This window comes from Pseudoalteromonas sp. 2CM28B (genome assembly GCF_023161935.1).
On the sequence record NZ_JALNTH010000006.1, the window covers coordinates 99,916 to 122,415 of the forward strand.

The window sequence follows — 22,500 nt, forward strand, 5'->3', positions numbered from 1 at the left end:
CGAATATTGCTTTAAAATCGATTCACGAAAATTAGCGAAAACTTGATTTAAAATAATGAATAATCCAACGCAAATCACATTATCTAATTCATTGGTTAATAACCAAAGCGCCCCGAGCACTTCGGACGAATTAGTACAATTACCAGAGCAGGTACTTGCGGCTAAAAATATTCAGTTTTCAAAAGGCTCAATTACACTCGATGTTTTAATTGATAAACACTGGCAAACTCTACGCTTAGGCATAACGCATGCCCCTCAAAATACAGACAAAATAGCAAGTGCTAACATACAACTCAGCGCTGATGGAAAGCAGCTAAATATTACTCCCAACAATACTAATATTACACTTAGCAACGCATCACAACTGCAGCGTTTTTTAAATTATGTTAGTACCGGTAGTGAAATACAAAGTAAACCCTTGCCAGTCAATGTACAGCTTTCGCCGTCACCGCAGCTTATGATACCTAGCCTTAATGCCAGTATTGCAATTAACAAAGAAACCGCACAGCTGTTAAATACCGAGCAGCCATTACAGGTACTTATTAATACAACCAATAAAGGCGCACAAATAAATGTTATTAACCGCTTTGCTGACACTGTTCATACTCAAACTCTCAGCCAGCATAAAATTTCGCAGCTATTAACTAACTTACTGCCCAGCGCGCAACTACAAGCAACGCCTAAATTAGCTATTATTTCGCACCCTCAGCATAGCGGCTCGTTCACAACCCCGATAACCAATAAACAGCTTAGTGAATTGCCTAGCAAGCCCGTGGCAGTAAATATTACTAATCAAGCAGATAAGCTGCTCATTAAAACTAACTTACCTAAAATGCAGGTCGCACTTAATAACTCATTTAGTAAACCCTTTACCGACTTGGTTTTATCACAGCAGCAAAATGCAGCCAGACCCCCCGCTGATAAAACAAGCCCGCAGTTAAGTGCACAAAGCCCTATAAAGTCGTGGTTACAAAGTAGCTTTAGTGATATAAAAACGCGAATTAACGATGCCGTTAAATACTTTGAAAACAAACCCTTTGCGAGTAAAACGTCACCTTTGCAGGCTCAACAAGCTAAGCTTGATGTAAATAAAACGCCTACACCAATAAACACACTAACAAACCCTAATTTAAGCAAGCTAAATATAACCGCAGAAGTGGCTAATCATTCTTTTACCCCTAACAGCCCTTTAGCTAAACACTTTGCGCAGCTGCCTCCTTTAGTGCAAATAACCCAGCAATTAAAGGCGAGTGTGACGTTATGGCAATCAGCAAACAATAAAGCTCAGCCCCAAGCAGTGAGCGCCCAACCAACAAATGTACGTACGCAAGGCAACGCTTCTGCGCTGCTGAGTTTAAAAACACTAAATACCACAACTTCACAGGTAAATACTCCCAATCAACCCAGTTTGTCTCACTTGCTTTTGAACACAGCTGTAAGTCAGCAGTTACAACCAACAGAGGCTAAACTTTTAACCTCGCTTTTAAATTTGCCAACAGAGAGTGAGCGCCAAAATAGCGCTTCCAACCCTAAAACATTGTTGAGTAGCCAAATTACTTACATAGCAAGTAAAGCGACACAAAATACACCTGATCTAACGCGTTTAGTGAATCAAGCTTTTAATAGAATGGTCTCCAGTACTAATGTGCACCCAGCCACCATACAGCGAGAGCTTTTAAGTACCTTACAACCGCTTACTACGCCAAACGACACACTACAAAGTAGCTTTACAAAAGGGCTTGAGCAACTTGCAGTTACTATTTTAGCGGCGCCAATAATAAGCCAACCAAGTACTTCGCTAACCTTTAATAACCACACAGGAGTTGATGCCCTACTTAATGTGCTTTTACCTACTTTTAAAGTAGGTAATGGCGCGGATAAACTATTAGAGCAACTTCAACAAACACAAATACAAGAGCTTGCCCCAGAGCTGCTACAAGTTAAAAATACCCTTAGCCAAGTACAAGTAACTACGCCAAACCAACAAAGCGACACAAACCCGCTAGCACAGTTTTTATTTCCAATGAAACTTCCGCCTGAAGCGGGACAAACAGAGATAACCTTAGGACAATATAAAAAAGCCAGTGTAGATAAAACCGAAAAAAACGTGTGGTTTGTTAGATTAAATTTTGATTATGCACAGCAAGGGCAATTACAAATAGTGGCTGAGCTTATGGACAAAGCGCTCGATTGCCAGCTGCTTGCCTCTAGCCAAGAAGTAAGTGCAATTGCACACCCTCACTTAGATAGCCTCAGGGCTAAATTAGCTCAGCATGGCTTGCAAGTTGGCGAGCTAAACTTAAAACGCGGAGATGCTAGTCATCAAGCGTTTTATCAATCGCATGCCATTATAAATATTAAGGTTTAACATGACTGACACCTCTAATTTAGCAGCAAATAATAAATCCGCGATTGGCCTGTTGTATGAAGCAGGAAGTACCCCAGCAGTAAGTGTAAAAGGGTTTGGCGAGTTGGCCGATGAAATAATCGCAGCAGCGAAACAAAAAGGCATTATGATCCACCAAGATGAAGCACTTGCTAAAACACTCTCACACTTAGAATTGGGAGAGGAAATACCTAAAGAGCTTTATTATGTTATTGCTGAATTGATTGCTTTTTCGTACGTGCTTCGTGGGCAGTTCCCACCTGGCTGGCAAGACTTTCAAGGTAAGCTAAATGTAAAGGCATAACTAGGTGGATGAATTATATCTCCCCCTTTATTAAGTATTACTGCACATTGGTATTACGTGTAGTTAAAAGCAAAAAAGACGCTAGGCGTCTTTTTGTTTATGTAACGAAAATAATAGTTCAGCCTCAGCCCTAGGAAGCTCGCACTCGCGTATCACCTCATCTAAATCTGCGCCAAGCTCAACCATTTTAACAGCACGAGAATATATTTTTGCGTCTGGGTCATCATATTTTTGGGCAGCTTGTTGTTGCATCAACTCTTGATTTTGTTGCTCAACTTCAAGTACGCGCTTACCAATACTTAAAAGCCCTGTTCTGAGCTCAGACACTTCACTGCGTAATATATGTGTTTGCTCTGAGGTATCTTTTAATTGCTGTGATACCGCATTAAGCTCCGCCGACTGTTTATTTTTTAATGCAACAATTAGCGCCAGCGATATTAAACCTATCCCTAGCGCTGCTATTGCGATACTGAGTAACAACATAATTTTAGTGGTAAAGCTTAAATATCGCTTAACTCATCCCATTCGTCATCGCTAAGTAATTTATTTAAATCGACTAAAATAAGTAATTCGTTATCGCGGTTACATACACCTTGGATAAACTTAGCGCTTTCTTCGGTACCAACATTTGGCGCGCTGTCTATTTCAGAGCTGCGTAAGTACACAACTTCAGAAACACTATCAGCTAAAATACCAATTACTTGCTCTTCTGCTTCAATAATTAAAATGCGAGAGTTATCAGTTGCATCCGCAGCAGGCAAACCAAAGCGTGCACGAGTATCAATAACAGTGACTACGTTACCACGTAAATTTATAATGCCAATAACGTATGAAGGTGCACCAGGTACTGGGGCAATTTCGGTATAACGTAAAATTTCTTGCACCTGCATTACGTTTACGCCATACGTTTCTTCTTCAAGCTTAAACGTTACCCACTGTAAAATTTCATCGTTGTTATCTGCGTTTTTATTCGCTGATAATAGTCTATCTTCGCTCATGCTGTTACCCCGTAATGGTCGTTACTACTGACGGCTATCTAAGCCTTTTTCTAATAGTGCATTTAAATTATCTACATCTATTAAAGCACACATTTTTTCTTTAATAACACCGGCAAGCCAAGGACGTTTGCCACTGTTTTTTCGCCATTTTACATCTTCTTTACTCAATGTAATGTTATTTATTAACTTTTCGGCCAATAAACCCCAGTTGCTATCGCCTAGGGTTATTAAATACTGATAATTAAGAGAGGCCTCTAACTTTTCATCGTACTTTTCAGGCATTACCCAACGTGCAGTATCAACTACGTTTAGCTTTTCATCTCTATTAAGCATAACGCCTTTAAACCACTTTGGCTTACCAAATAAATGATTTACTTCACCTAATTGATGAATTCCTCCAAGCGCTTTTAAAGGAACAGCCAATGTTAAACCAGCCACTTCAAAAAACAGAGCCTGAAATTCACCTTCAAAGTAATCTTCTTGGCTATGTAATAAAGGGGCAGGTTCTGTACTTAACTGGGTTTGCACCTCAGGTGTCTCTATTGGCTCAGGCTCAATAGGTGCAGGTGGCGAAATAGTGGCGTCAGCCTCGCTATTACTCTCTTTTACTTGCTCAGAATAAAGCTGCTCGGTTACTTTTAATTGCGCTTTGGGCTTTAAAAGTACTTCGTCGTTTTGTAAGGTACTAGGTACTTGCTCAAGTAGCTTTGCTACAGGCTCAAGGTTTTCCTCAGGTTCGTCTTCGCATAATAGCGCCCCTAAGTATTGAGTCATTACTTTTTCATTAGCAAATAATTGCTTACTCATTCATTAACCTTGTCCAATTAAATAATCTAATAACGCTTTATAAGCGTAAACCCCACGCGAACGTGGGCAAAACTCTATGGGTACCTTTTGTGCAAGGCTTGCATCTCTAAACTTTGTATCAACGGGGATCACCCCTGGCCATACTTTATCTTTATATGTATTTTGCAACGTTTTGTAGGCTTCAAGCGACGCTTTTGTGCGCTTATCATACATAGTAGGGATTATAGTATATTGGTATTGTTTCGCTTGAGAGCTTTGCATTAATTCCATAGTGCGCATCATTCTATCAAGCCCTTTGAGCGCCAAAAACTCAGTTTGCACAGGCACTAAAATACGTTCGCTGGCGGCTAATGCGTTCACCATTAAAACACCTAAAACGGGCGGGCAATCAAGCAGCGCATAATCGTAATGTTCACTAATTTTTGCAAGTGTTTTTTTTAAAATTAAGCCCATCCCCGTTTTATTGCCCATACTTCTATCGAGGGTTGCTATAGCCATCGTCGCGGGCAATATATCTAGGTTTTCCATGGTAGAGGGGCACAATGCTTGAAGTATTTCTTCACTTTGCATTGAGGTGCCGCGGGCAAAAATATCGTACACACTGACTTCTAAATCTTCAGAATCAATACCAAAATAGTACGTTAGTGAGGCGTGAGGGTCGGTATCAATGAGTAATACGCGTTTACCTTGCAAGGCCAAAATACCAGCAAGACTGACAGCCGTTGTGGTTTTACCTACACCGCCCTTTTGATTTGCTACTGTCCAAATCTTCACATTAAGTCCTAATTACTGTTCATTGCGCGTGGTGATTCTGATGCCACCATGAGGTAAACGAATTATTTTAATAGAGTTATCATCAGAGGGAAGTTCCACCTCTGGCTCAGGCGCAGCTTGTTGCACTTGCTCGTCAGGCTCAGCTTCATTTTCGGTGGTTTGTTGTACTAAGCCATACTTAGAAAGCGCAATAACAACTTTACGATTCTCTGCTCGACCCGCTGCGGTGTCGTTATCGGCAAAAGGTGAGTATTGCCCATACCCCTCGATTGCCATTCGCGCTGGGTTAATTCCTAACGTTTCTAATTCAACTAAAATAGAGGTCGCCCGTGCAACTGACAACTCCCAGTTAGAGCGAAACATTTCATTGCGAATACTTTCGTTATCTGTGTAACCTCTTACCCTTATGTAGTTATCTACTGGGGCAATAATATCTTTTACAATTTTTACGACTTGCTTAGCTCGCGCGTGGGCCACAGAGCTACCACTTGAGAACAGCATTCCTGAACTTAGCTCAATAATAAGCCAATCTTGGTTGAGCTCTAAACTTGCTTCTCCATCACGAATTTCATCAATAAGTGCTGAATGTAATTTAGTTAACAAACTATCGAGTGGTTTACCTAAATGTTTTTGTTTTATATTGCTGGTATCACTATGTCCATCTAACAGCTCTGGGCCAGACTCCTGTTTTTGAATGCTCTCACCGTACAATAACTCTTGCTCTGGGGTAACACGGTCAGTAAGTAGCCCTTCGCCTGTCACGCCTTCACCTTGTTGCGATTGCTGCCTTGCTGATTTGTCAAAAACCTGTTCTAGGGAGTCTGAGAGGATTTGAAAACTTTCTTCTTTATTTATGGCAATGGCATACATAACCACAAAAAAGGCAAACATAATGGTCATGTAATCAGCATAAGAGACTAACCAACGCTCTGTATGTTGATTTTTTTCAGCTGATTGACGTAAGCGCCGGCGTAACATAAAAGTTACTCTACCCCGACATTGGGGCGCTCTGTGCGATAAGCTTCAAGCTTTAATTCTATGTTAATAGGACTTTCGCCAAGGCTTATAGCAATCACCCCTTCGGCCATCATTTCATGGTAAAGCATTTTTTGCTCTACTCGCTGCTTAAGCTTATTGGCCATAGGTAAAAATAATAAGTTAGCTAAACCCACCCCATATATTGTTGCAATAAATGCGGTGGCGACCCCTGCACCTAGCTTTTGAGGGTCGGTAATAAATGACATTGCTTGAATAAGGCCAAGTACAGCCCCTAAAATACCTATAGTTGGGCTATATCCGCCCATAGCTTCGTACACTCTACTTGCTTCAAGTAAGCGGTCTCGTTCAAGCATTAAATCTATTTCTAAGGTGTCGCGTAGCTTTTGCTCCGAACACCCATCTACTAGTAAACTAAGCCCTTTTGCTGCATAAGGATCTGGGTGACTAAGTGCCTCTTTTTCAAGCGCTAAGTACCCTTCCTGGCGAGCTTTATGCGACCACGTTTTAATTTGCTCTATGGCTTGCTCAATATTGTACTGGGGTGAAAAAAACACCCAATGGCTCATGCTTAGCGTTTTTTTAAAGGTGCTTGTGGCCGTTTGCAACATAACAGCCCCTAAGGTGCCGCCAAGTACAATAATAAGTGCAGGGCCATTAAATAACGCCGTGACAACGCCACCCTCTAAAGAGTAACCAATCGCTATAGCGCCCAGCGCAATGATTAACCCTAAAACAGAGAGCTTATCCACAACCAGTCTCTCTTTTTATTCTTGCTGCTACGTCGTTTAACGCTAAATGCTCAGAGGCAAGCCCAGCGTTGGCAATAGCTTGAGGCATACCGTATACCACACAGCTTTTTTCATCTTGCGCCCAAATTGTTGCGCCAGATTGCTTAAGCATTCGCGCGCCATCACGTCCATCAGCGCCCATGCCGGTTAAAACAATAGCAAGTACGTCTCCTTGGTAGCTTTTAGCAACACTTGCAAAAGTCACATCAACGCTTGGTTTGTAGCTTATTCGTTCACTATTATCTTCAAATACACGCAACGTTTTGTTACCACTTCGCCCCTCTACCATCATTTGCTGTCCACCAGGTGCTAAGTAGGCTGTGCCGGCTTCTAGCCTGTCACCTTGTTGCGCTTCTTTAACGCGTATTTTGCAAAGGCTATTTAAACGTGCCGCAAACGCAGGCGTAAATGCTGCCGGCATATGCTGAATTAACAAAATAGGGTGTGCAAAGTGAGCAGGTAATTGGGTTAATATGGTTTGTAAAGCAACTGGCCCGCCAGTTGAAGTGCCAATAGCCACTATTTGATAGTGTTTACCGCTGGAACGTGTGGGCATACTGGGTGTAGTTGCTGTCTGCACTGGGGCAGCACGTTGAAAGCTTCTATCAGGTTGTTTAAGCGATGAGCTTGTTGTGGCAAGTTTGCTTGCAGGTGCAGCAGTAGTCTTACTTGATGTTAATGGCCTAACAGGGCGCGGTGCACGCCTGCGACCAATTTCCTTCACTTTAGCTTGCAATAACTTGATTGCATCTTCGTTATTTCGTGCAATGTCTTCAAACTTTTTCGGTAAAAAGTCCATAGCTCCGGCATCAAGTGCATCTAAAGTTGCGGTTGCACCGTCGCGAGTTAATGAAGAAAACATAAGTATTGGCGTTGGGTTACTCGCCATAATTTCTTTTACTGCACTAATACCATCAAGCACAGGCATTTCTACATCCATGGTGATCATATCTGGACGTAACTGCGCTGTTTTTTCTACGGCTTCTCTACCGTTAACAGCAAAACCTATTACTTCGATACCGCTGTCTTGTTCAAGGATTTCGCTTACTCGACGGCGAAAAAAACTGGAATCGTCAACAACTAAAACTTTTACGGCCATTGCGCTCTCTTATTAAATTTATGTGTAGGCATACACAGGTATGCCTACATTTTATCCTGCGTAATGCTTAAGCATATTAGGTACATCCAGAATCAGCGCAATACCACCGTCAGATGTAATTGTTGCACCAGCCATTCCAGGCGTACCTTGTAATAACGCATCAAGAGGCTTAATAACAACTTCTTCTTGGCCAATTAATGAATCAACCACAAAGCCAACTTGCTGAGTACCTATTTGTACAATTACCACATGACCTTGCGCTTTTCGCTGAGAACAATCAGCACCTTTAACTAGCCAATGCTCTAAGTAAAATAGCGGTATCGCTTTTTTACGAACAATAATTGTAAGCTGACCATCTACAACATTGGTTTTGGTTAAATCTAAGTGGAATATTTCACTCACACCAGCAAGTGGTAACGCAAACGTTTGCTCACCAACAATAACCATCAGCGTAGGTAAAATAGCCAGTGTTAATGGTACTTTTATTTCTAAAACAGTCCCTACGCCCAACTCTGACTGTATACTCACAGAGCCATTAAGCTGCGTAATTTTAGTTTTTACTACATCCATGCCTACGCCACGGCCAGAAATATCAGATATCTCTTCTTTGGTCGAAAAGCCTGGTGCAAATATTAAGTTATACGCTTCTGTATCTGATAAACGACTTGCCTGATCATGGTCAATAACGCCTTTACTGATCGCTATTTTTTTCAGTTTTTCCGCATCCATACCTGCACCATCATCTTTAATGGTTAACAAAATATGATCGCCTTCTTGCGAAGCCGATAATGTAACGTTACCGGTTCTAGGCTTACCCGCAGCTTCACGCGCTGCTGGCATTTCAATTCCGTGGTCAACTGAGTTTCGTACTAAATGCACCAACGGATCGGCCAGTGCCTCAACTAAGTTTTTATCTAAATCGGTTTCTTCACCTACAAGCTGTAAATCAATTTCTTTATTTAAGCTACGGGCTAAGTCACGTACTACGCGAGGGAATCGGCCAAACACTTTTTTGATAGGCTGCATTCGCGTTTGCATTACTGCACCTTGAATATCAGCAGTGACCACATCAAGATTTGATATCGCCTTACCCATCGCTTCACTGTCTGTATTGGTCGCTAAACTAACCAACCTATTTCGTACTAATACCAACTCGCCAACCATATTCATTATTTGGTCTAAACGCTTTGTATCAACACGTACTGTGGTTTCAGCAGGTGGAGGCGTAGCTTTTTTAGATGCAGCGCTACTCGCTGGTTTTTCAGCCACTTTAGGTGTAGGCGCAGCGGCTTTAGCCGCCGGAGCTTGTTTTGCTGCAGGTGCTGGCGTAGGCTTTTCTGGCGTAGGTTTTGCTGGCGTTTGTGCTACAGGTGCAGCCTTAGGTGGCTGCGGTGCAGGTGTGTCAGCTTCTTTTGATTCTGGTGCGGCGCCTTTACCATGCAGTTCATCAAGCAGTGCTTCAAATTCATCATCGCTGATTTCATCATCACCGCTATCATTTGCAACAGCCGCTGGTGGTGCTGTGTGTTTTACTTCTGGCTCACTGCTTGAAGTATCTCCTGCAACAGGACCAAAACTACCTACACCGTGTAATTCATCTAATAAACTGTCAAATTCATCATCGGTAATATCTGAACTTGAATCTGGCTCTGCACTTGCACTTGGTTGCGACACCGGGCTTTGGCCTTTGCCGTGTAGCTCATCGAGTAAGCTTTCAAATTCATCTTCTGTAATTTCATCAATTTGCGTGCTATCTGCTGAAGGGCTTGAACCTGCCACATCAAATAGTTCATCAAATGCAAATGGGTCTTCATCATCTGTTGCGCTAACGGGAGCTGCGGGTTCTTGTTCAACAACGTCGGGGGCTGTTTCAGTAAGCTCATCATCCGTAGGCGGTTGGCCAAGTTTATGAAGGGTTTCTAATAATTGAGGGTCTGCTGGGTCTGGTTGTTCGCGGTTTTGAATAGTGGCAAACATTTCATTAATGGTATCTAGTGCTTGTAAAATCACATCCATTAATTCTGAATTAACAGTTCTAACCCCTTGGCGTAAGAGATCAAATACGTTTTCAGCACCATGACAGGCATCAACAAGCTCAGTCATAGCTAAAAAGCCTGCTCCCCCTTTTACGGTATGAAAGCCCCTAAAAATAGCATTTAGTAACTCAGTATCTTCTGGGTTATTTTCTAGCTCAACTAACTGTTCAGATAAAAGCTCTAGGATTTCTCCAGCCTCTACAAGAAAGTCTTGTAAAATATCTTCATCGACTTCAAAGCTCATGCAGTTACTCTCCTCTTAGAAGCCCAAACTTGATAATAGGTCATCGACCTCGTCTTGGTCAGATACAACATCATTTCGCGACTCTTTATCAATAATAGGGCCTTCAGGACCTGCTAATGTTTGTGCGGCAACCAGTTCTTCTGTTTCTTGTTGTTCTTTACTTTCAGCAATGCTGTCATCTTGTGCAGCAAATGCTGTTAAAAGGTGGATTAAACTTTCTTCTACTTCTCTGACTAATTCAATTACACGGCGGATAACCTGGCCGGTTAAATCTTGAAAATCCTGCGCCATTAATACATTAGTCATTAAAGTTTGCAACTCATCGGTTTTATGATGAGAGCTGTTCATAAACTTGTCGATGCTGTGGCATAAGGTTTTAAACTCGCCCAGCTCTATTTCGCGGTTCATAAGCCTATCCCAAGTAGGCTTAATATGTGCAATTTCATCTGCTAGCTGCTGCGCAATAGGGAGGCTTGCTTCGACCGCATCCATTGTCTTATTAGCTGCATTTTCTGTCATTTCCATGACATAGTTTAAGCGCTTTTTCGCATCCGGAATTGCATCAGTGGTTAAATCGGTTAAACGCGTATCAAGTTCAAAGCTTTTAAGGGCTTCGTGTAATTGGCGTGTTAACTTACCTACTTCAGCAAAAAGCTGCGATTGCTCTTGAGAGGCAGTATCTAAAATTAATTGATCAGCTTTATCTTGCTCACCGTTTTCTAAAAAAACGACGAGCTGACGAGCTTGTTCTAAAGTAATTTGAGGCGCAGCTGGTGCTGACATAAGCCTCTCCTCTCATTAACCTAAGCGTTCAAACACTTTTTCTAATTTAGTTTTCAAAGTACCAGCAGTAAATGGCTTAACAATATAGCCATTAACACCTGCTTGCGCTGCCGCTATTATTTGTTCTTTTTTAGCTTCTGCCGTCACCATTAAAACCGGAATATGTTTTAATTTTTCGTCAGCTCTAATGGCTCTTAGCAAGTCAATACCCTGCATGCCTGGCATGTTCCAATCGGTTACAACAAAGTCAAAAACCTGATTTTGCAACATAGGTAATGCTGTAGAACCATCGTCAGCTTCTTGAACATTCGTGAACCCTAGGTCACGCAACAGATTTTTTATAATACGTCTCATTGTAGAGAAATCATCAACAACAAGAATTTTCATGTTTTTATCCAAAACATCCTCCGGTGAGGTCTTAACCTATAATTTACTTACTACTAGTTTATCCAGTCATTGATTTTTGCTTTGAGCTTAATCATCGCCTGACCATGTATCTGACTTACACGCGATTCACTTACATCGAGTATATGCCCAATTTCTTTTAAATTCATTTCATCGTTGTAATACAAAGAAAGCACCATTGCATCTCGCTCTGGTAAAGACTTTATTGCCTCTAACAATGAATTATTAAACCGTTCATTTTTAACATTATTAAATGGTTTGTCTAGCGCTAAATCTTGACCTGCAGGGCTAATAACATCTTCATCTACCCCTAGGTCTTCTATACCAAGCACTTTACTGGAATTAACATCATTTAAAATATGATGGTATTCTTCTAGCGAAATATCAAGTTTTTCAGCTACTTCAGTATCTTTTGGTTCTCTATTTAAGCTATTTTCTAATTCTGTGATAGTTTCGGCTACTAATCGGCTTTTACGGTGCACCGAACGTGGTGCCCAATCCCCTCTGCGCATTTCATCAAGCATAGCGCCGCGAATACGAATACCAGCAAACGTTTCAAAGCTTGCCCCTTTACTGGCGTCAAAGTTTTTTGAGGCCTCGATAAGGCCAATCATTCCCGATTGAATTAAGTCATCAAGCTGAACGCTAGGAGGAAGACGAGCTATTAAATGGCACGCCACTTTTTTGACAAGCGACGCGTGCTTTTCAACAATCACATTTAAATTTTGTGTTGATTGATATCCCATAGCTCTTTTCACCGATGTTGTCATAATCAGCCGTTTACTAGCTTCTCAATGAAAAACTCTAAATGTCCTGAAGGTTGATTAGGTATAGGCCATTTTACTGCTTTTGTCGCTAATGTTTTAAACGCGACTGCTGCTGGTGAATTAGGGAAAAGATCGACAATTACTTTTTGTTTACGCGTAGATTTACGCATATTTTCATCATATGGAATAGTCGCAACAAGCTCCATAGACACATCTAAAAAGCGGTCTGTTACTTTAGAGAGCTTTGCAAAAAGCTCTTGGCCCTCGCGCATACTCCGCACCATGTTTGCAACAATTTTAAATTTATAAACGCCATGTTCGCGGCTAAGTACTTTAATAAGCGCGTAGGCATCAGTAATAGAGGTCGGCTCGTCACACACTACCACCATGACATCTTGCGCTGCACGAGAAAAACTCAGCACCATGTCAGAAATACCAGCGGCGGTATCTACAATTAAAATATCAAATTCGGTATTAAGCTCACTAAAGGCACGAATTAACCCAGCATGCTCAGATGGGGTTAGCTCCACCATACTTTGCGAGCCTGATGTAGCAGGCACGATTTTAATACCGCCTGGGCCTTCAACTAAAATCTCGTCAAGTTCGCACTCGCCTGAAAGGACATGAGATAAGTTTTTTTCAACACGTAGTCCTAGCATTACATCACAATTAGCTAGGCCTAAATCGGCATCTAATACTAATACACGATTACCCTGCTGCCCTAAAGCAATAGCAGTATTTAAAGAGACGTTGGTTTTACCCACCCCTCCTTTACCGCCAGTGACAGCGATAACTTTTACGCCGTTGTTGTTGTTTTGACTCATTTTGCGCAGGCCGCTTGCTTGATCTAATACTGTGTTAATCATACATCCCTACTGTGCTTGGCGCCACTGCTTGGTGCCTTGAATGTTGTGCTTTTGCTCTTTTTAAATACAATTGCTCAGCTTTTTTTACTAGTTTTTCAGCATTTGCAACGCGAATATCTTCTGGTACACGCTGACCATTAGTAAGATACCCTATTGGAAGACGATTTTGAATCGCTATACTAATAATCTCACCTAAACTTAATGATTCATCTAACTTAGTGAAAATACAACCGCTTAGCTGAACCTTTTTAAAATGTCTTACGGTTTCTTGCAGTACATTTATTTGTGCTGTGGCACTTAATACTAAATAACTACGTATATCTACTCGCTGGTTGCGCATTAACGTATTTAATTGCTCTGTAAGGCGTAAATCACGTTGGCTCATACCCGCTGTATCAATTAATACTAGACGCTTATTGCGTAAATGATATAAAACTTCAGCTAATTCATTGGCATCTTTTACTTGTTTAACACCACAACCAATAATACGACCATACGTTGCAAGCTGCTCATACGCACCAATTCTGTATGTATCAGTGGTGATTAGGGCAACTTTGTCGGCGCCATACTTTTGTGCGCCTAATGCGGCAAGTTTAGCTACTGTGGTTGTTTTACCTACACCAGTAGGCCCAACAAGTGCATACACACCCCCTTGGCGAAGAATTTCGTTATTGGTGGTTTGCATTTGATCTTCAACCATTTGCAATAATGCTTTCCAACCTTGCTGACGCGATACGTCATCTGGGATAAAACACGCCATTTGCTCTGCAACGTCTTTATCTATTCCCATGCCAACTAAACGGTCAATCATGCATGCACGTGTAGGGTCGCGACGTGCCATATCTTGCTGCATTAAACCCGATACTTGGTGTTCTAATAACTGGCGAATTGCGTTCATTTCATCACGCATCGCGCTCATTTGGGCGCTTTCGTTGTTATTAGCTTGACTACGCGGAGCCACAGGCGCATCTAAATCGTCAAAGTCTTGATCTAAGTCATCAAAGCCTAGGCTGTCTGCTTGGGTTTGCATGCGTTTTGGCGCTTCATTTTCGCGTGCAAACATATTTGTCGTACGTGGCTGTGCTGGCTCTTGGTAATGCTCAGACGTATCAATACCTGATTGCGAAAACATAGAGGCTAGCTCAGGAGAGCGAGGGCGTGGCGACTGGCGCTCTAATAAAGCTTGTAAGCTATCAGCTACTTTTGCTTGTGGCTCAGGTTGCGCACGCTTAGGCTCTGGCTTTACAAAGTTATGAGTAGGCTGTTGCACGGCTCTTTGCGGAGCAGGCGCTGCCTGTGGTTGCGCTGCGGCTTTAGGGGCTGCTTTGTCGTAATCTACTGCGGCAACAATTTCTACACCATTAGCGAGTTTTTTGTTCGACATAATAACGGCATCAACACCTAGCTCATCTTTAACTTCTTTCAGTGCGGTGCGCATATCTTTGGCAAAAAAACGTTTAATCTTCATGGTTCAACCCCTGTTAAAATCTTTATTGTTGGCCTACTGAGCTGACAATCTTGATCTGTCTTTCATCTGGTACCTCTTGATAAGACATCACCCTTAAACCCGGTATGGTGTACTTAACAAAACGAGATAACACAGTGCGTAACATTCCTGACGTTAGCAATATTGAAGGTTCTCCGGCCATTTCTTGATTCTGATGCGCTTCGTTTAATGATGTTTGAAGTCGCTCAGCAAGGCTTGGTTCTATTCCGGCACCTTCGTCGCCTGCATTTTGTAATGACTGATGCAACATCTGTTCCAACTCAGGCGCCAAGGTTATGACAGGGATTTCTGATGACATTCCCACAGCGTCTTGAACTATTAAACGGCGCAGCGAAATACGCACTGCAGCTGTTAAAACATCGGCATCTTGGCTACGTGGGCCGTACTCTACAAGAGTTTGAACAATAGAGCGCATATCACGAATAGCCACACCTTCGTTTAATAAATTTTGCAGTACTTTTACAACGGTTGTCAGTGGTAGTACTTCTGGCACTAACCCTTCGACTAAACGTGGATGGCTTTTAGCTAACATATCAAGCAGGTTTTGAACCTCCTCATGCCCTAGTAATAATGCGGCACTGTTAGTTAATAACTGGCTAATGTGGGTGGCTACCACAGTGGCTGAGTCAACCACGGTGTAACCTAGTGACTGTGCTTCGTCTTTTTGATCAGGCTTTATCCATACCGCATCTAAGCCAAATGCAGGGTCTTTGGTTTCAACCCCTTTAATAGGGCCAAATACTTGCCCAGGGTTGATGGCCAGTTCATCGCCATGTTTGAGTTCGCCTTCACCACTTGAAACACCCATCATGGTAATACGGTACGCATTAGGGTCTAACTCTAAGTTATCGCGAATATGTACAGGCGGTACCAAAAAGCCAAGCTCCTGAGATAACTTTTTACGCACCCCTTTAATTCGGTTGAGCAGCTCACCACCTTGAGATTGATCAACAAGCGGAATAAGCCTGTAGCCAACTTCTAAGCCAATAACGTCAATTTGTTGTACATCGTCCCATCCAAGCTCTTTTTGCTCTTGCTTATTTGCAACACCAGTACCGGCAACGGTACCACTTTCAGCCTCTTGGGCTGCTAGAGCAGCGGCTTTTAATTTTTGCTGCTGAGTAAAGTAAGCTAAGTAGCCAAGGAGTGCGCCTAAACTTAAAAAAGCAATATGAGGCATACCCGGAACTAACCCCATAATGATTAAAATACCTGAGGCGATAAATAATGATTTTTCGTTACCTAATTGGGCTTTAAATTGCTCACCCATGTTATGTGATTCGTTTTGGCGAGTAACAACAATAGCAGTACCAATAGAGAGTAATAATGAAGGGAGCTGCGCCACAAGGCCGTCACCAATGGTAAGTAAAGTATATACTTCCATTGCGCGGCTAAAGCTCAAATCGTGTTGGATCATGCCCACAAATAAGCCGCCAACAATATTAATAATTAATATCACGATACCGGCAATGGCATCGCCTTTTACAAACTTACTCGCCCCATCCATAGAGCCGTAAAAGTCGGCTTCGCGGGTTACTTCACTGCGGCGCTCACGTGCTTGCTCTGCACTAATAAAACCAGCGTTTAAGTCGGCATCTATCGCCATTTGTTTACCCGGCATAGCGTCTAGCGTGAAACGAGCCGATACTTCAGAAATACGCCCAGCACCTTTGGTTATTACTACAAAGTTTATGATGATCAGAATTAAAAACACCACTAAACCTACCGCGTAGTTTCCGCCAATAACCACTGAGCCAAACGCTTCAATTACTTTACCAGCCGCATCGCCCCCGTTGTGACCCTCAAGGAGCACCACGCGTGTACTGGCAACATTTAGGGCTAAACGCATAATTGTAGCGATTAACAGTACCGCGGGAAACATGCCAAATTCGAGGGGTTTCATGGTGTAAACAGTCACCAGTAAAACAACTAAGGCAAGGGCAATATTAAATGAAAATAATATATCAAGAAGAAATGGCGGCAGCGGTAAAATAACCATACCCAGCGCTGCAAGTACTAATAGCGGTGTGCCAACACCTTTGGCATACTCTTTTTTATCTTTGTTAAGTTGTTGTAATACCGCTTTAAAATCCATAACTCTACAATTCAATAAATTGACACTAGCCTGAAATTGCAATAACTATTCCAAGTATAGAGCCAGCAATAGATTCATTGAGTATTGATACAAAATTTAAAGCAAGTGAGAGACAAGAGCGAATGGGCTTTATGGTTTGAATTTGCAGCCCCGTGTTGGTATTTAGGCAAGGCGCCTCTTCAAAGTGTGGTTAGCTTACCCTAATCGTATTTAAAATCATCCGGAATAGGCAGTTTAGACTTAAGCGGAATAGGTCGTTTACCACGCCCTTTTTTAAAGCGTTTAAGCTGAAATACATAGGCTAAAACTTGTGCGACAGCGGTAAATAGCTGATCTGGGATCTGTTGGCCTATTTCGGCGGTATGATAAAGCGCCCGCGTAAGCATAGGAGATTCTACAATCGGTACTTCGTTACCTTTGGCTATCTTACGAATTTGCATAGCCAGTTCATCTACCCCTTTGGCAAGTACAATCGGTGCACCTGCTCGCTCAGTATCATATTTTAGCGCCACAGAATAGTGAGTAGGATTGGTTACAATTACGTCGGCATCGGGGACATCTTGCATCATCCTTCGCTGCGACATTTGCCTTTGTGTTTGCCTTATTCGCGCTTTAATTTGCGGATCACCCTCTGAGTTTTTGTACTCGTCTTTGATCTCCTGCATGGTCATTTTAAGTTGTTTGTTGTGGTTATAACTTTGATAAGGCGCATCTATTGCGGCAATAATCACCAAGGTGCACGACAACCCTAAAAACATCCACGAGAGTATTTCAAGGGCATGAATTATATTACTAGGTGCGCTTTCAATACTTAAATGCAAAATTTCATCAAAAAAAGTTTGAATCAAAAACACCGCAAAAATAGCCACCAGCGCAAACTTTAATATAGATTTTACAAGCTCTATCGCTGCTTGTGGGCCAAACATGCGCTTAAAGCCCTTCATTGGCGACATTTTACTGGGCTTAGGTGCTGCAGCTTCCCAACTAAAATTAAAGCCGCCGAGTAAGGTATTTCCTATAAATGCTGCAATAACAATAATTAAAACAAACATCGCCATAGGAAACAGCAGCGCACTGGCCACCTCACTCCACACCGCAAACATTTTAGTGGTGTCGTAGGTTTCACTGCGATTTAAAGACAGCATCCTACCCATAATATTGTATAAGCCTTTGCCTATTTCGGGCCCATACAACAGCAACGAAATTGCAGAAAAAATAAGTACAAACATAGTCCCTAGCTCTTTTGAGCGTGCTATTTGACCTTTCTTTTTAGCATCTTCGAGCTTTTTGGAGGTGGGTTCTTCTGTTTTTTCTTGTCCTGAATCTTCAGCCATTGCCCCTCCTACACCGTACAGCCAACAAGGCTACACATTAGCTCAATCATTTTTAACCACTGAAATTCAAATTGGGTTACAAAATTACCCAAGGTAGCCCAAATAATCATTAAACCGGCAACTAATGTAAACGGAAAACCTATTGAGAAAATGTTTAATTGCGGTGCTGCGCGGGTCATAATACCAAATGAAATATTAATAATGAGCATGGCCGTAAGGGGGGCTAAAGCCAATACCAGTGCAGTGGTAAACATCCAGCTGCCCCACGTTACTATGTCCCAGTAATGATCAACAGCCCACCACTGGCCGTTTATAGGCAACACCGAAAAACTATGCACCACCATTTGAATCATCATTAAATGGCCATTAAAAACAAAAAATAACAAGGTCGCTAAAATTAAGTAAAACTGGCCAACTGCAGGCACACTCGCACCATTTGAAGGGTCTATAACAGAGGCAAAGCCCAAACCGGTTTGCATTGCCAGTATTTGCCCAGCAAGCACAAAGGTATTTAGCATTAGCGTAGAAGCAAACCCTATCGCAACACCTATCAACATTTGCTGTATAACCACCAGCACCATTTCAAAAGAAAATAAATTAGTAAATGTTGCAGGAGGCAGCGCTGGCACCACTAAAAACGTTACCACTACCGCCAATCCCATTTTAATGCGCGTAGGTACGTTTTGTGCGCCTAAGCCCGCCATAATCATGATCATAGAGCTGATGCGAACTAAAGGCAGTAAAAAATCACTTAACCATTGAATAACAACAGAAAAAGGAAATTCCACAATTAGCCTGCAATTTCAGGAATGAGTAACACTAGGCGGGTAAAAAAGTCCATTAGCTCTTGAGTAAGCCAATGCCCACCTACAATAAGTGCCCCAATGGTAATTAACAAGCGCGGTAAGAAACTTAGGGTTTGTTCATTAATTGAGGTTGCCGCTTGGAACACCGCCACCACTAAACCAACAAGTAAACCAGGTACCACAATAGCTGATACCAGCTTAATAACTAAAAACAGTGCATCGCTAAGAATATCAACAAAAATCTCTGGTTCCATGTTGTACTCCTAATGTTTAAAAGTGCGAATGTAAAACATGGTTTATGTCCCTAAGCCAAAGCTTTTGGCTAACGTGCCCATTACTAAGCTCCAGCCATCGACTAGTACAAATAACATTATTTTAAAAGGCAAGGACACTATCATGGGCGAGAGCATCATCATACCCATGGCCATTAATACCGAGGCAACCACTAAATCCACAATTAAAAACGGTATAAAAAACATAAACCCAATAATAAACGCGGTTTGTAGTTCACTGGTCACAAATGCAGGTATTAAAACAATAAGTGGCGTGGCCTCTGGCGAGTCAAGCTGGTCATAACCTGCTATTTTGGCAAACGTTTCTAAGTCTTTTAATCGTACCTGCGAGAGCATAAAGGCCTTCATGGGCTCCTTTGCAAGCTCTAATGCTTGTACCGAAGTAACTTGTTCATTTAAATAGGGTTCTATCGCACGCTCGTTAACTTGCTGATAAATAGGTGCCATAATAAAAATACTTAAAAAAAGCGACATCCCTAATAAAACTTGGTTTGAAGGTGTTGATTGTAAACCAATGGCTTGGCGCAAAATGGCCAGTACAACAATAATACGGGTAAACGAGGTCATCATAATTATGGCGGCAGGAATAAAGCTCAGCGCCGTCATAATTGCCAGTACTTGCAAGGTTACAGAGTAATCTTGCGTCCCGTCGGCATTGGTTGTAATGGTTAGGGCGTCTATGCCCTCTGCACTACTTGCAGCAGGTACAAATAACACAGCTAAAATAATCAGCAGCCACTTTATCATAGGGTTAATTCTTTTTATTTTGATTCGTTTGCGGGTTTAGTAGTTTGCTAAATCGCTTAGCAAGTTCTGGCAGTTCTTTTTCACTTAACGGCGTGTCTAATTTATGTAAGTAGTTAATACTGTGCGGGGTGACCCCTAATAAATGCTGTGCATTATCTATTTCAACCACCATTAAGCGCTCTCGTGAGCCAAGCGGTAAGCTTCGTACCACTTTAAATTCTTCGCTATTAGCTAAATTTGGGTTAAGTTTTTTAACAAAAAATGCCAGCACTACAATCAGTACTAGCACCGCAATTAACGACAACACCATAGACAAAATGTCGGCCGTAGGTGTTAACGTTTCTGCCTTTGTAAATACTGAGTTTGTTAAAGCAGCAAGGGAGCTCATCGTAATTTTTTGATCCGCTCTACCTGGCTAATAACATCCGTTAAACGAATACCAAATTTATCATTCACTACAACCACTTCGCCATGGGCAATGAGCGTACCATTTACTAATACATCCAGTGGTTCACCGGCTACACGGTCTAGTTCAACAACAGAGCCTTGGTTTAGCTGCAGTAAGTTACGAATATTTATTTTAGAGCGCCCGACTTCCATAGAAATAGTCACAGGAATATCTAAAATTGTATCGAGTTTACGCTTTTCGTCACCGCTAAGTTCATGTTTAGCATCACTTAGTTCATCAAGCTCTGCTACATGCGCTTCGGCGCTCTCATCACCGCCTTCGGCTTCAGCTAGGGCTGCTGCCCATTCGTCCATTGTGTCTTGATCATCGCTCATACTTTTAACCTTTTAATCAATTACCAGTCTAAGTCTACACCGTCAGAAAGGTGTAAATCATCTTCTAGTTCTGCTAATTCTGCATCTGAATCAATTTTCTTGCCGCCTTTGGTAAATACATGCAGCTCAGATTTAACTGAATCAGGGCGTTTAATTTTTTCACTAATTTGTAGCGCAACGTTATCGCGAGAACGACCCATTTTAGCTCTAAATGTAGGTAACTCCTCAACAAATACCGTAATATGCTCTGGCATTTCTACCGGTATAATATCGCCCGCTTTGAGTTCCATTATTTGTTTAAGAGACAAATCCACCTCAAGAAGTTGAGTCGACATATCAACCTCAACGTCCATAATTTCATCGCGTAAAGCTTTGCTCCAGCGCAAATCGGTGTCTTCTGTATCCGATTGTACACCCGCATCTAATAGCTCTCTAATGGGTTCAAGCATTGAATACGGCAGAGCAATATGAAAATCGCCGCCACCGCCATCTAATTCAATATGAAAAGAGCTAATAACCACAACCTCAGTAGGGCTCACAATGTTAGCCATTGCTGGGTTTACTTCTGAATCGAGGTATTCAAACGACACGTCCATAACCGGCGCCCATGCTTCTTTGTAATCTTCAAAGATAATTTTTAGTAGCATTTGCACGATTCGACGTTCGGTAGGGGTAAATTCGCGGCCTTCAATTTTGGCATGGTAACGCCCGTCACCACCAAAAAAGTTATCTACCAAAATAAACACTAAACGTGCTTCCATGGTGATAAGGCCAGTGCCTTTTAGCGGTCTAAAACGCACCATATTTAAGCTTGTTGGTACAAATAAGGTATGAATGTATTCGCCAAATTTAATCATTTGTACGCCATTAATCGACACCTCTGCGGTGCGGCGCATCATGTTAAATAAGCTTATTCGCATATGACGAGCAAACCGCTCGTTAACAATTTCCAGGGTCGGCATGCGACCACGCACGATCCGATCTTGCGAAGAAAAGTCGTACTGTAATGTACTGCCTTCGCCGTCTTCACCTTCGTGTATATCTTCCTCTTCGACTTCATCAACGCCGTGTAAGAGTGCATCAATTTCGTCTTGGGATAATAAATCGCTCACGCTAGCCCCTTATTGCATCACAAAGCCGGTAAACAATACCCGCTCAATTACTTTAGTGCCTTCAACATCATTCAGCGCAGCTTGCACTTTTTCAAGCGCAGTAAAGCGTAATGTTTCTTTGCCTGCACTGGTGCTGAGCTCATCAGCTGTAGTGGTTGAAAACACGCTTAATAAGGTGCCTTCAATCAGTGGGATGTGCTTTTTAGCGGTTTCTTCATTTACATCGCCACGCACAAGTAATTGCACTTTTATTTGTACAATTCTATCTCTGCTTGACCCAGGTACATTAAACACAAAGGGTCTTGGCATAGCAACATACAAGGCACTGCCCATTTCAGCTGAAGAGCCTGAAGGTGTAGCCGAGTCGCTTTGCGCTGCGGTTGTTGTTTCTTCATCTAATGTTTCAACGGGTGCATCATCGCCCGCCATAAAAAAATAGCCTGCACCACCGCCAACAACAAGCAGGACTGCCACTATGATTATGATCAGCTTTTTTTTGCTTTTACCGGTTTCTTCTATTTCTAAACTTGTTTCTTCGGCCATTGTGATTCCTTTTTTAGCAAAGGT

Annotated in this window: 24 protein-coding genes; 2 read left to right on the top strand and 22 right to left on the bottom strand. The window is 42.1% G+C overall.

Annotated elements, in window-relative coordinates; genetic code table 11:
• Positions 1 to 55: 55 nt before the first annotated feature.
• Positions 56 to 2,368, top strand: a complete 2,313-nt coding sequence (locus tag MTN96_RS10745) for a flagellar hook-length control protein FliK (protein ID WP_121637793.1) — start codon at positions 56 to 58, stop codon at positions 2,366 to 2,368.
• 1 nt (position 2,369) lies between these two features.
• Positions 2,370 to 2,690: an EscU/YscU/HrcU family type III secretion system export apparatus switch protein gene (locus tag MTN96_RS10750; protein ID WP_004588318.1), complete on the top strand. Its 321-nt coding sequence runs from the start codon at positions 2,370 to 2,372 to the stop codon at positions 2,688 to 2,690.
• An 81-nt stretch (positions 2,691 to 2,771) separates the two neighbouring features.
• On the opposite strand, the gene MTN96_RS10755 is transcribed toward MTN96_RS10750, so the two are convergent.
• The 22 genes from MTN96_RS10755 to fliL all read right to left on the bottom strand — a co-directional run bounded on the left by MTN96_RS10755 (position 2,772) and on the right by fliL (position 22,476).
• The gene (locus MTN96_RS10755; protein ID WP_004588317.1) at positions 2,772 to 3,173 is read right to left on the bottom strand and encodes a DUF2802 domain-containing protein; all 402 of its coding nucleotides are present in this window, start codon (positions 3,171 to 3,173) and stop codon (positions 2,772 to 2,774) included.
• A 17-nt stretch (positions 3,174 to 3,190) separates the two neighbouring features.
• Positions 3,191 to 3,688, bottom strand: coding sequence for a chemotaxis protein CheW (locus MTN96_RS10760; protein ID WP_004588316.1), 498 nt, complete (start codon positions 3,686 to 3,688; stop codon positions 3,191 to 3,193).
• A 24-nt stretch (positions 3,689 to 3,712) separates the two neighbouring features.
• Complete coding sequence (locus MTN96_RS10765) at positions 3,713 to 4,495, bottom strand: chemotaxis protein CheW (RefSeq protein ID WP_121637794.1); 783 nt, start codon at positions 4,493 to 4,495, stop codon at positions 3,713 to 3,715.
• Positions 4,496 to 4,498: 3 nt separating this feature from the next.
• Positions 4,499 to 5,269 (bottom strand): ParA family protein, encoded by a 771-nt coding sequence (locus tag MTN96_RS10770; RefSeq protein WP_004588314.1) that lies wholly within the window; start codon positions 5,267 to 5,269, stop codon positions 4,499 to 4,501.
• A 12-nt stretch (positions 5,270 to 5,281) separates the two neighbouring features.
• Positions 5,282 to 6,247 (bottom strand): flagellar motor protein MotB, encoded by a 966-nt coding sequence (locus MTN96_RS10775; RefSeq protein ID WP_054983007.1) that lies wholly within the window; start codon positions 6,245 to 6,247, stop codon positions 5,282 to 5,284.
• 5 nt (positions 6,248 to 6,252) lie between these two features.
• Positions 6,253 to 7,017, bottom strand: coding sequence for a flagellar motor protein (locus MTN96_RS10780; RefSeq protein ID WP_121637795.1), 765 nt, complete (start codon positions 7,015 to 7,017; stop codon positions 6,253 to 6,255).
• The gene (locus MTN96_RS10785; protein WP_121637796.1) at positions 7,010 to 8,155 is read right to left on the bottom strand and encodes a chemotaxis response regulator protein-glutamate methylesterase; all 1,146 of its coding nucleotides are present in this window, start codon (positions 8,153 to 8,155) and stop codon (positions 7,010 to 7,012) included. The genes MTN96_RS10780 and MTN96_RS10785 overlap by 8 nt, the downstream gene beginning before the upstream one ends.
• A 51-nt stretch (positions 8,156 to 8,206) precedes the next feature.
• Entirely contained in the window at positions 8,207 to 10,435 is a 2,229-nt protein-coding gene (locus MTN96_RS10790; RefSeq protein ID WP_121637797.1) for a chemotaxis protein CheA, read from the bottom strand.
• A 15-nt stretch (positions 10,436 to 10,450) separates the two neighbouring features.
• Positions 10,451 to 11,218 carry a protein phosphatase CheZ gene (locus MTN96_RS10795; RefSeq protein ID WP_004588309.1) on the bottom strand — a complete coding sequence of 256 codons (768 nt, stop codon included), beginning with the start codon at positions 11,216 to 11,218 and terminating at the stop codon, positions 10,451 to 10,453.
• 15 nt (positions 11,219 to 11,233) lie between these two features.
• A complete protein-coding gene (cheY, locus tag MTN96_RS10800; protein WP_004588308.1) occupies positions 11,234 to 11,617 on the bottom strand; it encodes a chemotaxis response regulator CheY in 384 nt (127 codons plus the stop codon).
• A 41-nt stretch (positions 11,618 to 11,658) separates the two neighbouring features.
• Entirely contained in the window at positions 11,659 to 12,369 is a 711-nt protein-coding gene (locus MTN96_RS10805) for an RNA polymerase sigma factor FliA (protein ID WP_024032309.1), read from the bottom strand.
• A gap of 26 nt (positions 12,370 to 12,395) precedes the next feature.
• Positions 12,396 to 13,256, bottom strand: a complete 861-nt coding sequence (locus MTN96_RS10810; protein ID WP_054983003.1) for a MinD/ParA family protein — start codon at positions 13,254 to 13,256, stop codon at positions 12,396 to 12,398.
• Positions 13,249 to 14,724: a flagellar biosynthesis protein FlhF gene (gene flhF, locus MTN96_RS10815; protein ID WP_055015933.1), complete on the bottom strand. Its 1,476-nt coding sequence runs from the start codon at positions 14,722 to 14,724 to the stop codon at positions 13,249 to 13,251. Before flhF ends, MTN96_RS10810 begins: the two co-directional genes overlap by 8 nt.
• A 22-nt stretch (positions 14,725 to 14,746) precedes the next feature.
• Complete coding sequence (gene flhA / locus MTN96_RS10820) at positions 14,747 to 16,858, bottom strand: flagellar biosynthesis protein FlhA (protein WP_004588304.1); 2,112 nt, start codon at positions 16,856 to 16,858, stop codon at positions 14,747 to 14,749.
• 200 nt (positions 16,859 to 17,058) lie between these two features.
• Positions 17,059 to 18,192: a flagellar biosynthesis protein FlhB gene (gene flhB, locus MTN96_RS10825; RefSeq protein WP_121637798.1), complete on the bottom strand. Its 1,134-nt coding sequence runs from the start codon at positions 18,190 to 18,192 to the stop codon at positions 17,059 to 17,061.
• An 8-nt stretch (positions 18,193 to 18,200) separates the two neighbouring features.
• Positions 18,201 to 18,980, bottom strand: coding sequence for a flagellar biosynthetic protein FliR (gene fliR / locus MTN96_RS10830; protein ID WP_004588302.1), 780 nt, complete (start codon positions 18,978 to 18,980; stop codon positions 18,201 to 18,203).
• Positions 18,981 to 18,982: 2 nt separating this feature from the next.
• Positions 18,983 to 19,252, bottom strand: a complete 270-nt coding sequence (gene fliQ / locus MTN96_RS10835; protein WP_004588301.1) for a flagellar biosynthesis protein FliQ — start codon at positions 19,250 to 19,252, stop codon at positions 18,983 to 18,985.
• A gap of 42 nt (positions 19,253 to 19,294) precedes the next feature.
• A complete protein-coding gene (fliP, locus tag MTN96_RS10840; RefSeq protein ID WP_024032315.1) occupies positions 19,295 to 20,038 on the bottom strand; it encodes a flagellar type III secretion system pore protein FliP in 744 nt (247 codons plus the stop codon).
• Between the two features lie 4 nt (positions 20,039 to 20,042).
• Positions 20,043 to 20,426, bottom strand: coding sequence for a flagellar biosynthetic protein FliO (gene fliO, locus MTN96_RS10845; RefSeq protein ID WP_024032316.1), 384 nt, complete (start codon positions 20,424 to 20,426; stop codon positions 20,043 to 20,045).
• Positions 20,423 to 20,821, bottom strand: a complete 399-nt coding sequence (fliN, locus tag MTN96_RS10850) for a flagellar motor switch protein FliN (protein ID WP_004588298.1) — start codon at positions 20,819 to 20,821, stop codon at positions 20,423 to 20,425. Before fliN ends, fliO begins: the two co-directional genes overlap by 4 nt.
• A 20-nt stretch (positions 20,822 to 20,841) precedes the next feature.
• Positions 20,842 to 21,933 (bottom strand): flagellar motor switch protein FliM, encoded by a 1,092-nt coding sequence (fliM, locus tag MTN96_RS10855; RefSeq protein ID WP_004588297.1) that lies wholly within the window; start codon positions 21,931 to 21,933, stop codon positions 20,842 to 20,844.
• 9 nt (positions 21,934 to 21,942) lie between these two features.
• Complete coding sequence (gene fliL, locus MTN96_RS10860; protein WP_004588296.1) at positions 21,943 to 22,476, bottom strand: flagellar basal body-associated protein FliL; 534 nt, start codon at positions 22,474 to 22,476, stop codon at positions 21,943 to 21,945.
• Positions 22,477 to 22,500 lie beyond the last annotated feature (24 nt).

Excerpts from the sequence above, each read along its gene's own strand:
- MTN96_RS10745 (WP_121637793.1), top strand. The coding sequence starts at position 56 with ATGAATAATCCAACGCAAATCACATTATCTAATTCATTGGTTAATAAC.
- MTN96_RS10750 (WP_004588318.1), top strand. The coding sequence starts at position 2,370 with ATGACTGACACCTCTAATTTAGCAGCAAATAATAAATCCGCGATTGGC.
- MTN96_RS10755 (WP_004588317.1), bottom strand. The coding sequence starts at position 3,173 with ATGTTGTTACTCAGTATCGCAATAGCAGCGCTAGGGATAGGTTTAATA.
- MTN96_RS10760 (WP_004588316.1), bottom strand. The coding sequence starts at position 3,688 with ATGAGCGAAGATAGACTATTATCAGCGAATAAAAACGCAGATAACAAC.
- MTN96_RS10765 (WP_121637794.1), bottom strand. The coding sequence starts at position 4,495 with ATGAGTAAGCAATTATTTGCTAATGAAAAAGTAATGACTCAATACTTA.
- MTN96_RS10775 (WP_054983007.1), bottom strand. The coding sequence starts at position 6,247 with ATGTTACGCCGGCGCTTACGTCAATCAGCTGAAAAAAATCAACATACA.
- MTN96_RS10785 (WP_121637796.1), bottom strand. The coding sequence starts at position 8,155 with ATGGCCGTAAAAGTTTTAGTTGTTGACGATTCCAGTTTTTTTCGCCGT.
- MTN96_RS10790 (WP_121637797.1), bottom strand. The coding sequence starts at position 10,435 with ATGAGCTTTGAAGTCGATGAAGATATTTTACAAGACTTTCTTGTAGAG.
- MTN96_RS10795 (WP_004588309.1), bottom strand. The coding sequence starts at position 11,218 with ATGTCAGCACCAGCTGCGCCTCAAATTACTTTAGAACAAGCTCGTCAG.
- MTN96_RS10805 (WP_024032309.1), bottom strand. The coding sequence starts at position 12,369 with ATGGGATATCAATCAACACAAAATTTAAATGTGATTGTTGAAAAGCAC.
- MTN96_RS10810 (WP_054983003.1), bottom strand. The coding sequence starts at position 13,256 with ATGATTAACACAGTATTAGATCAAGCAAGCGGCCTGCGCAAAATGAGT.
- flhF (WP_055015933.1), bottom strand. The coding sequence starts at position 14,724 with ATGAAGATTAAACGTTTTTTTGCCAAAGATATGCGCACCGCACTGAAA.
- flhA (WP_004588304.1), bottom strand. The coding sequence starts at position 16,858 with ATGGATTTTAAAGCGGTATTACAACAACTTAACAAAGATAAAAAAGAG.
- flhB (WP_121637798.1), bottom strand. The coding sequence starts at position 18,192 with ATGGCTGAAGATTCAGGACAAGAAAAAACAGAAGAACCCACCTCCAAA.
- fliQ (WP_004588301.1), bottom strand. The coding sequence starts at position 19,252 with ATGGAACCAGAGATTTTTGTTGATATTCTTAGCGATGCACTGTTTTTA.
- fliP (WP_024032315.1), bottom strand. The coding sequence starts at position 20,038 with ATGATAAAGTGGCTGCTGATTATTTTAGCTGTGTTATTTGTACCTGCT.
- fliO (WP_024032316.1), bottom strand. The coding sequence starts at position 20,426 with ATGAGCTCCCTTGCTGCTTTAACAAACTCAGTATTTACAAAGGCAGAA.
- fliN (WP_004588298.1), bottom strand. The coding sequence starts at position 20,821 with ATGAGCGATGATCAAGACACAATGGACGAATGGGCAGCAGCCCTAGCT.
- fliL (WP_004588296.1), bottom strand. The coding sequence starts at position 22,476 with ATGGCCGAAGAAACAAGTTTAGAAATAGAAGAAACCGGTAAAAGCAAA.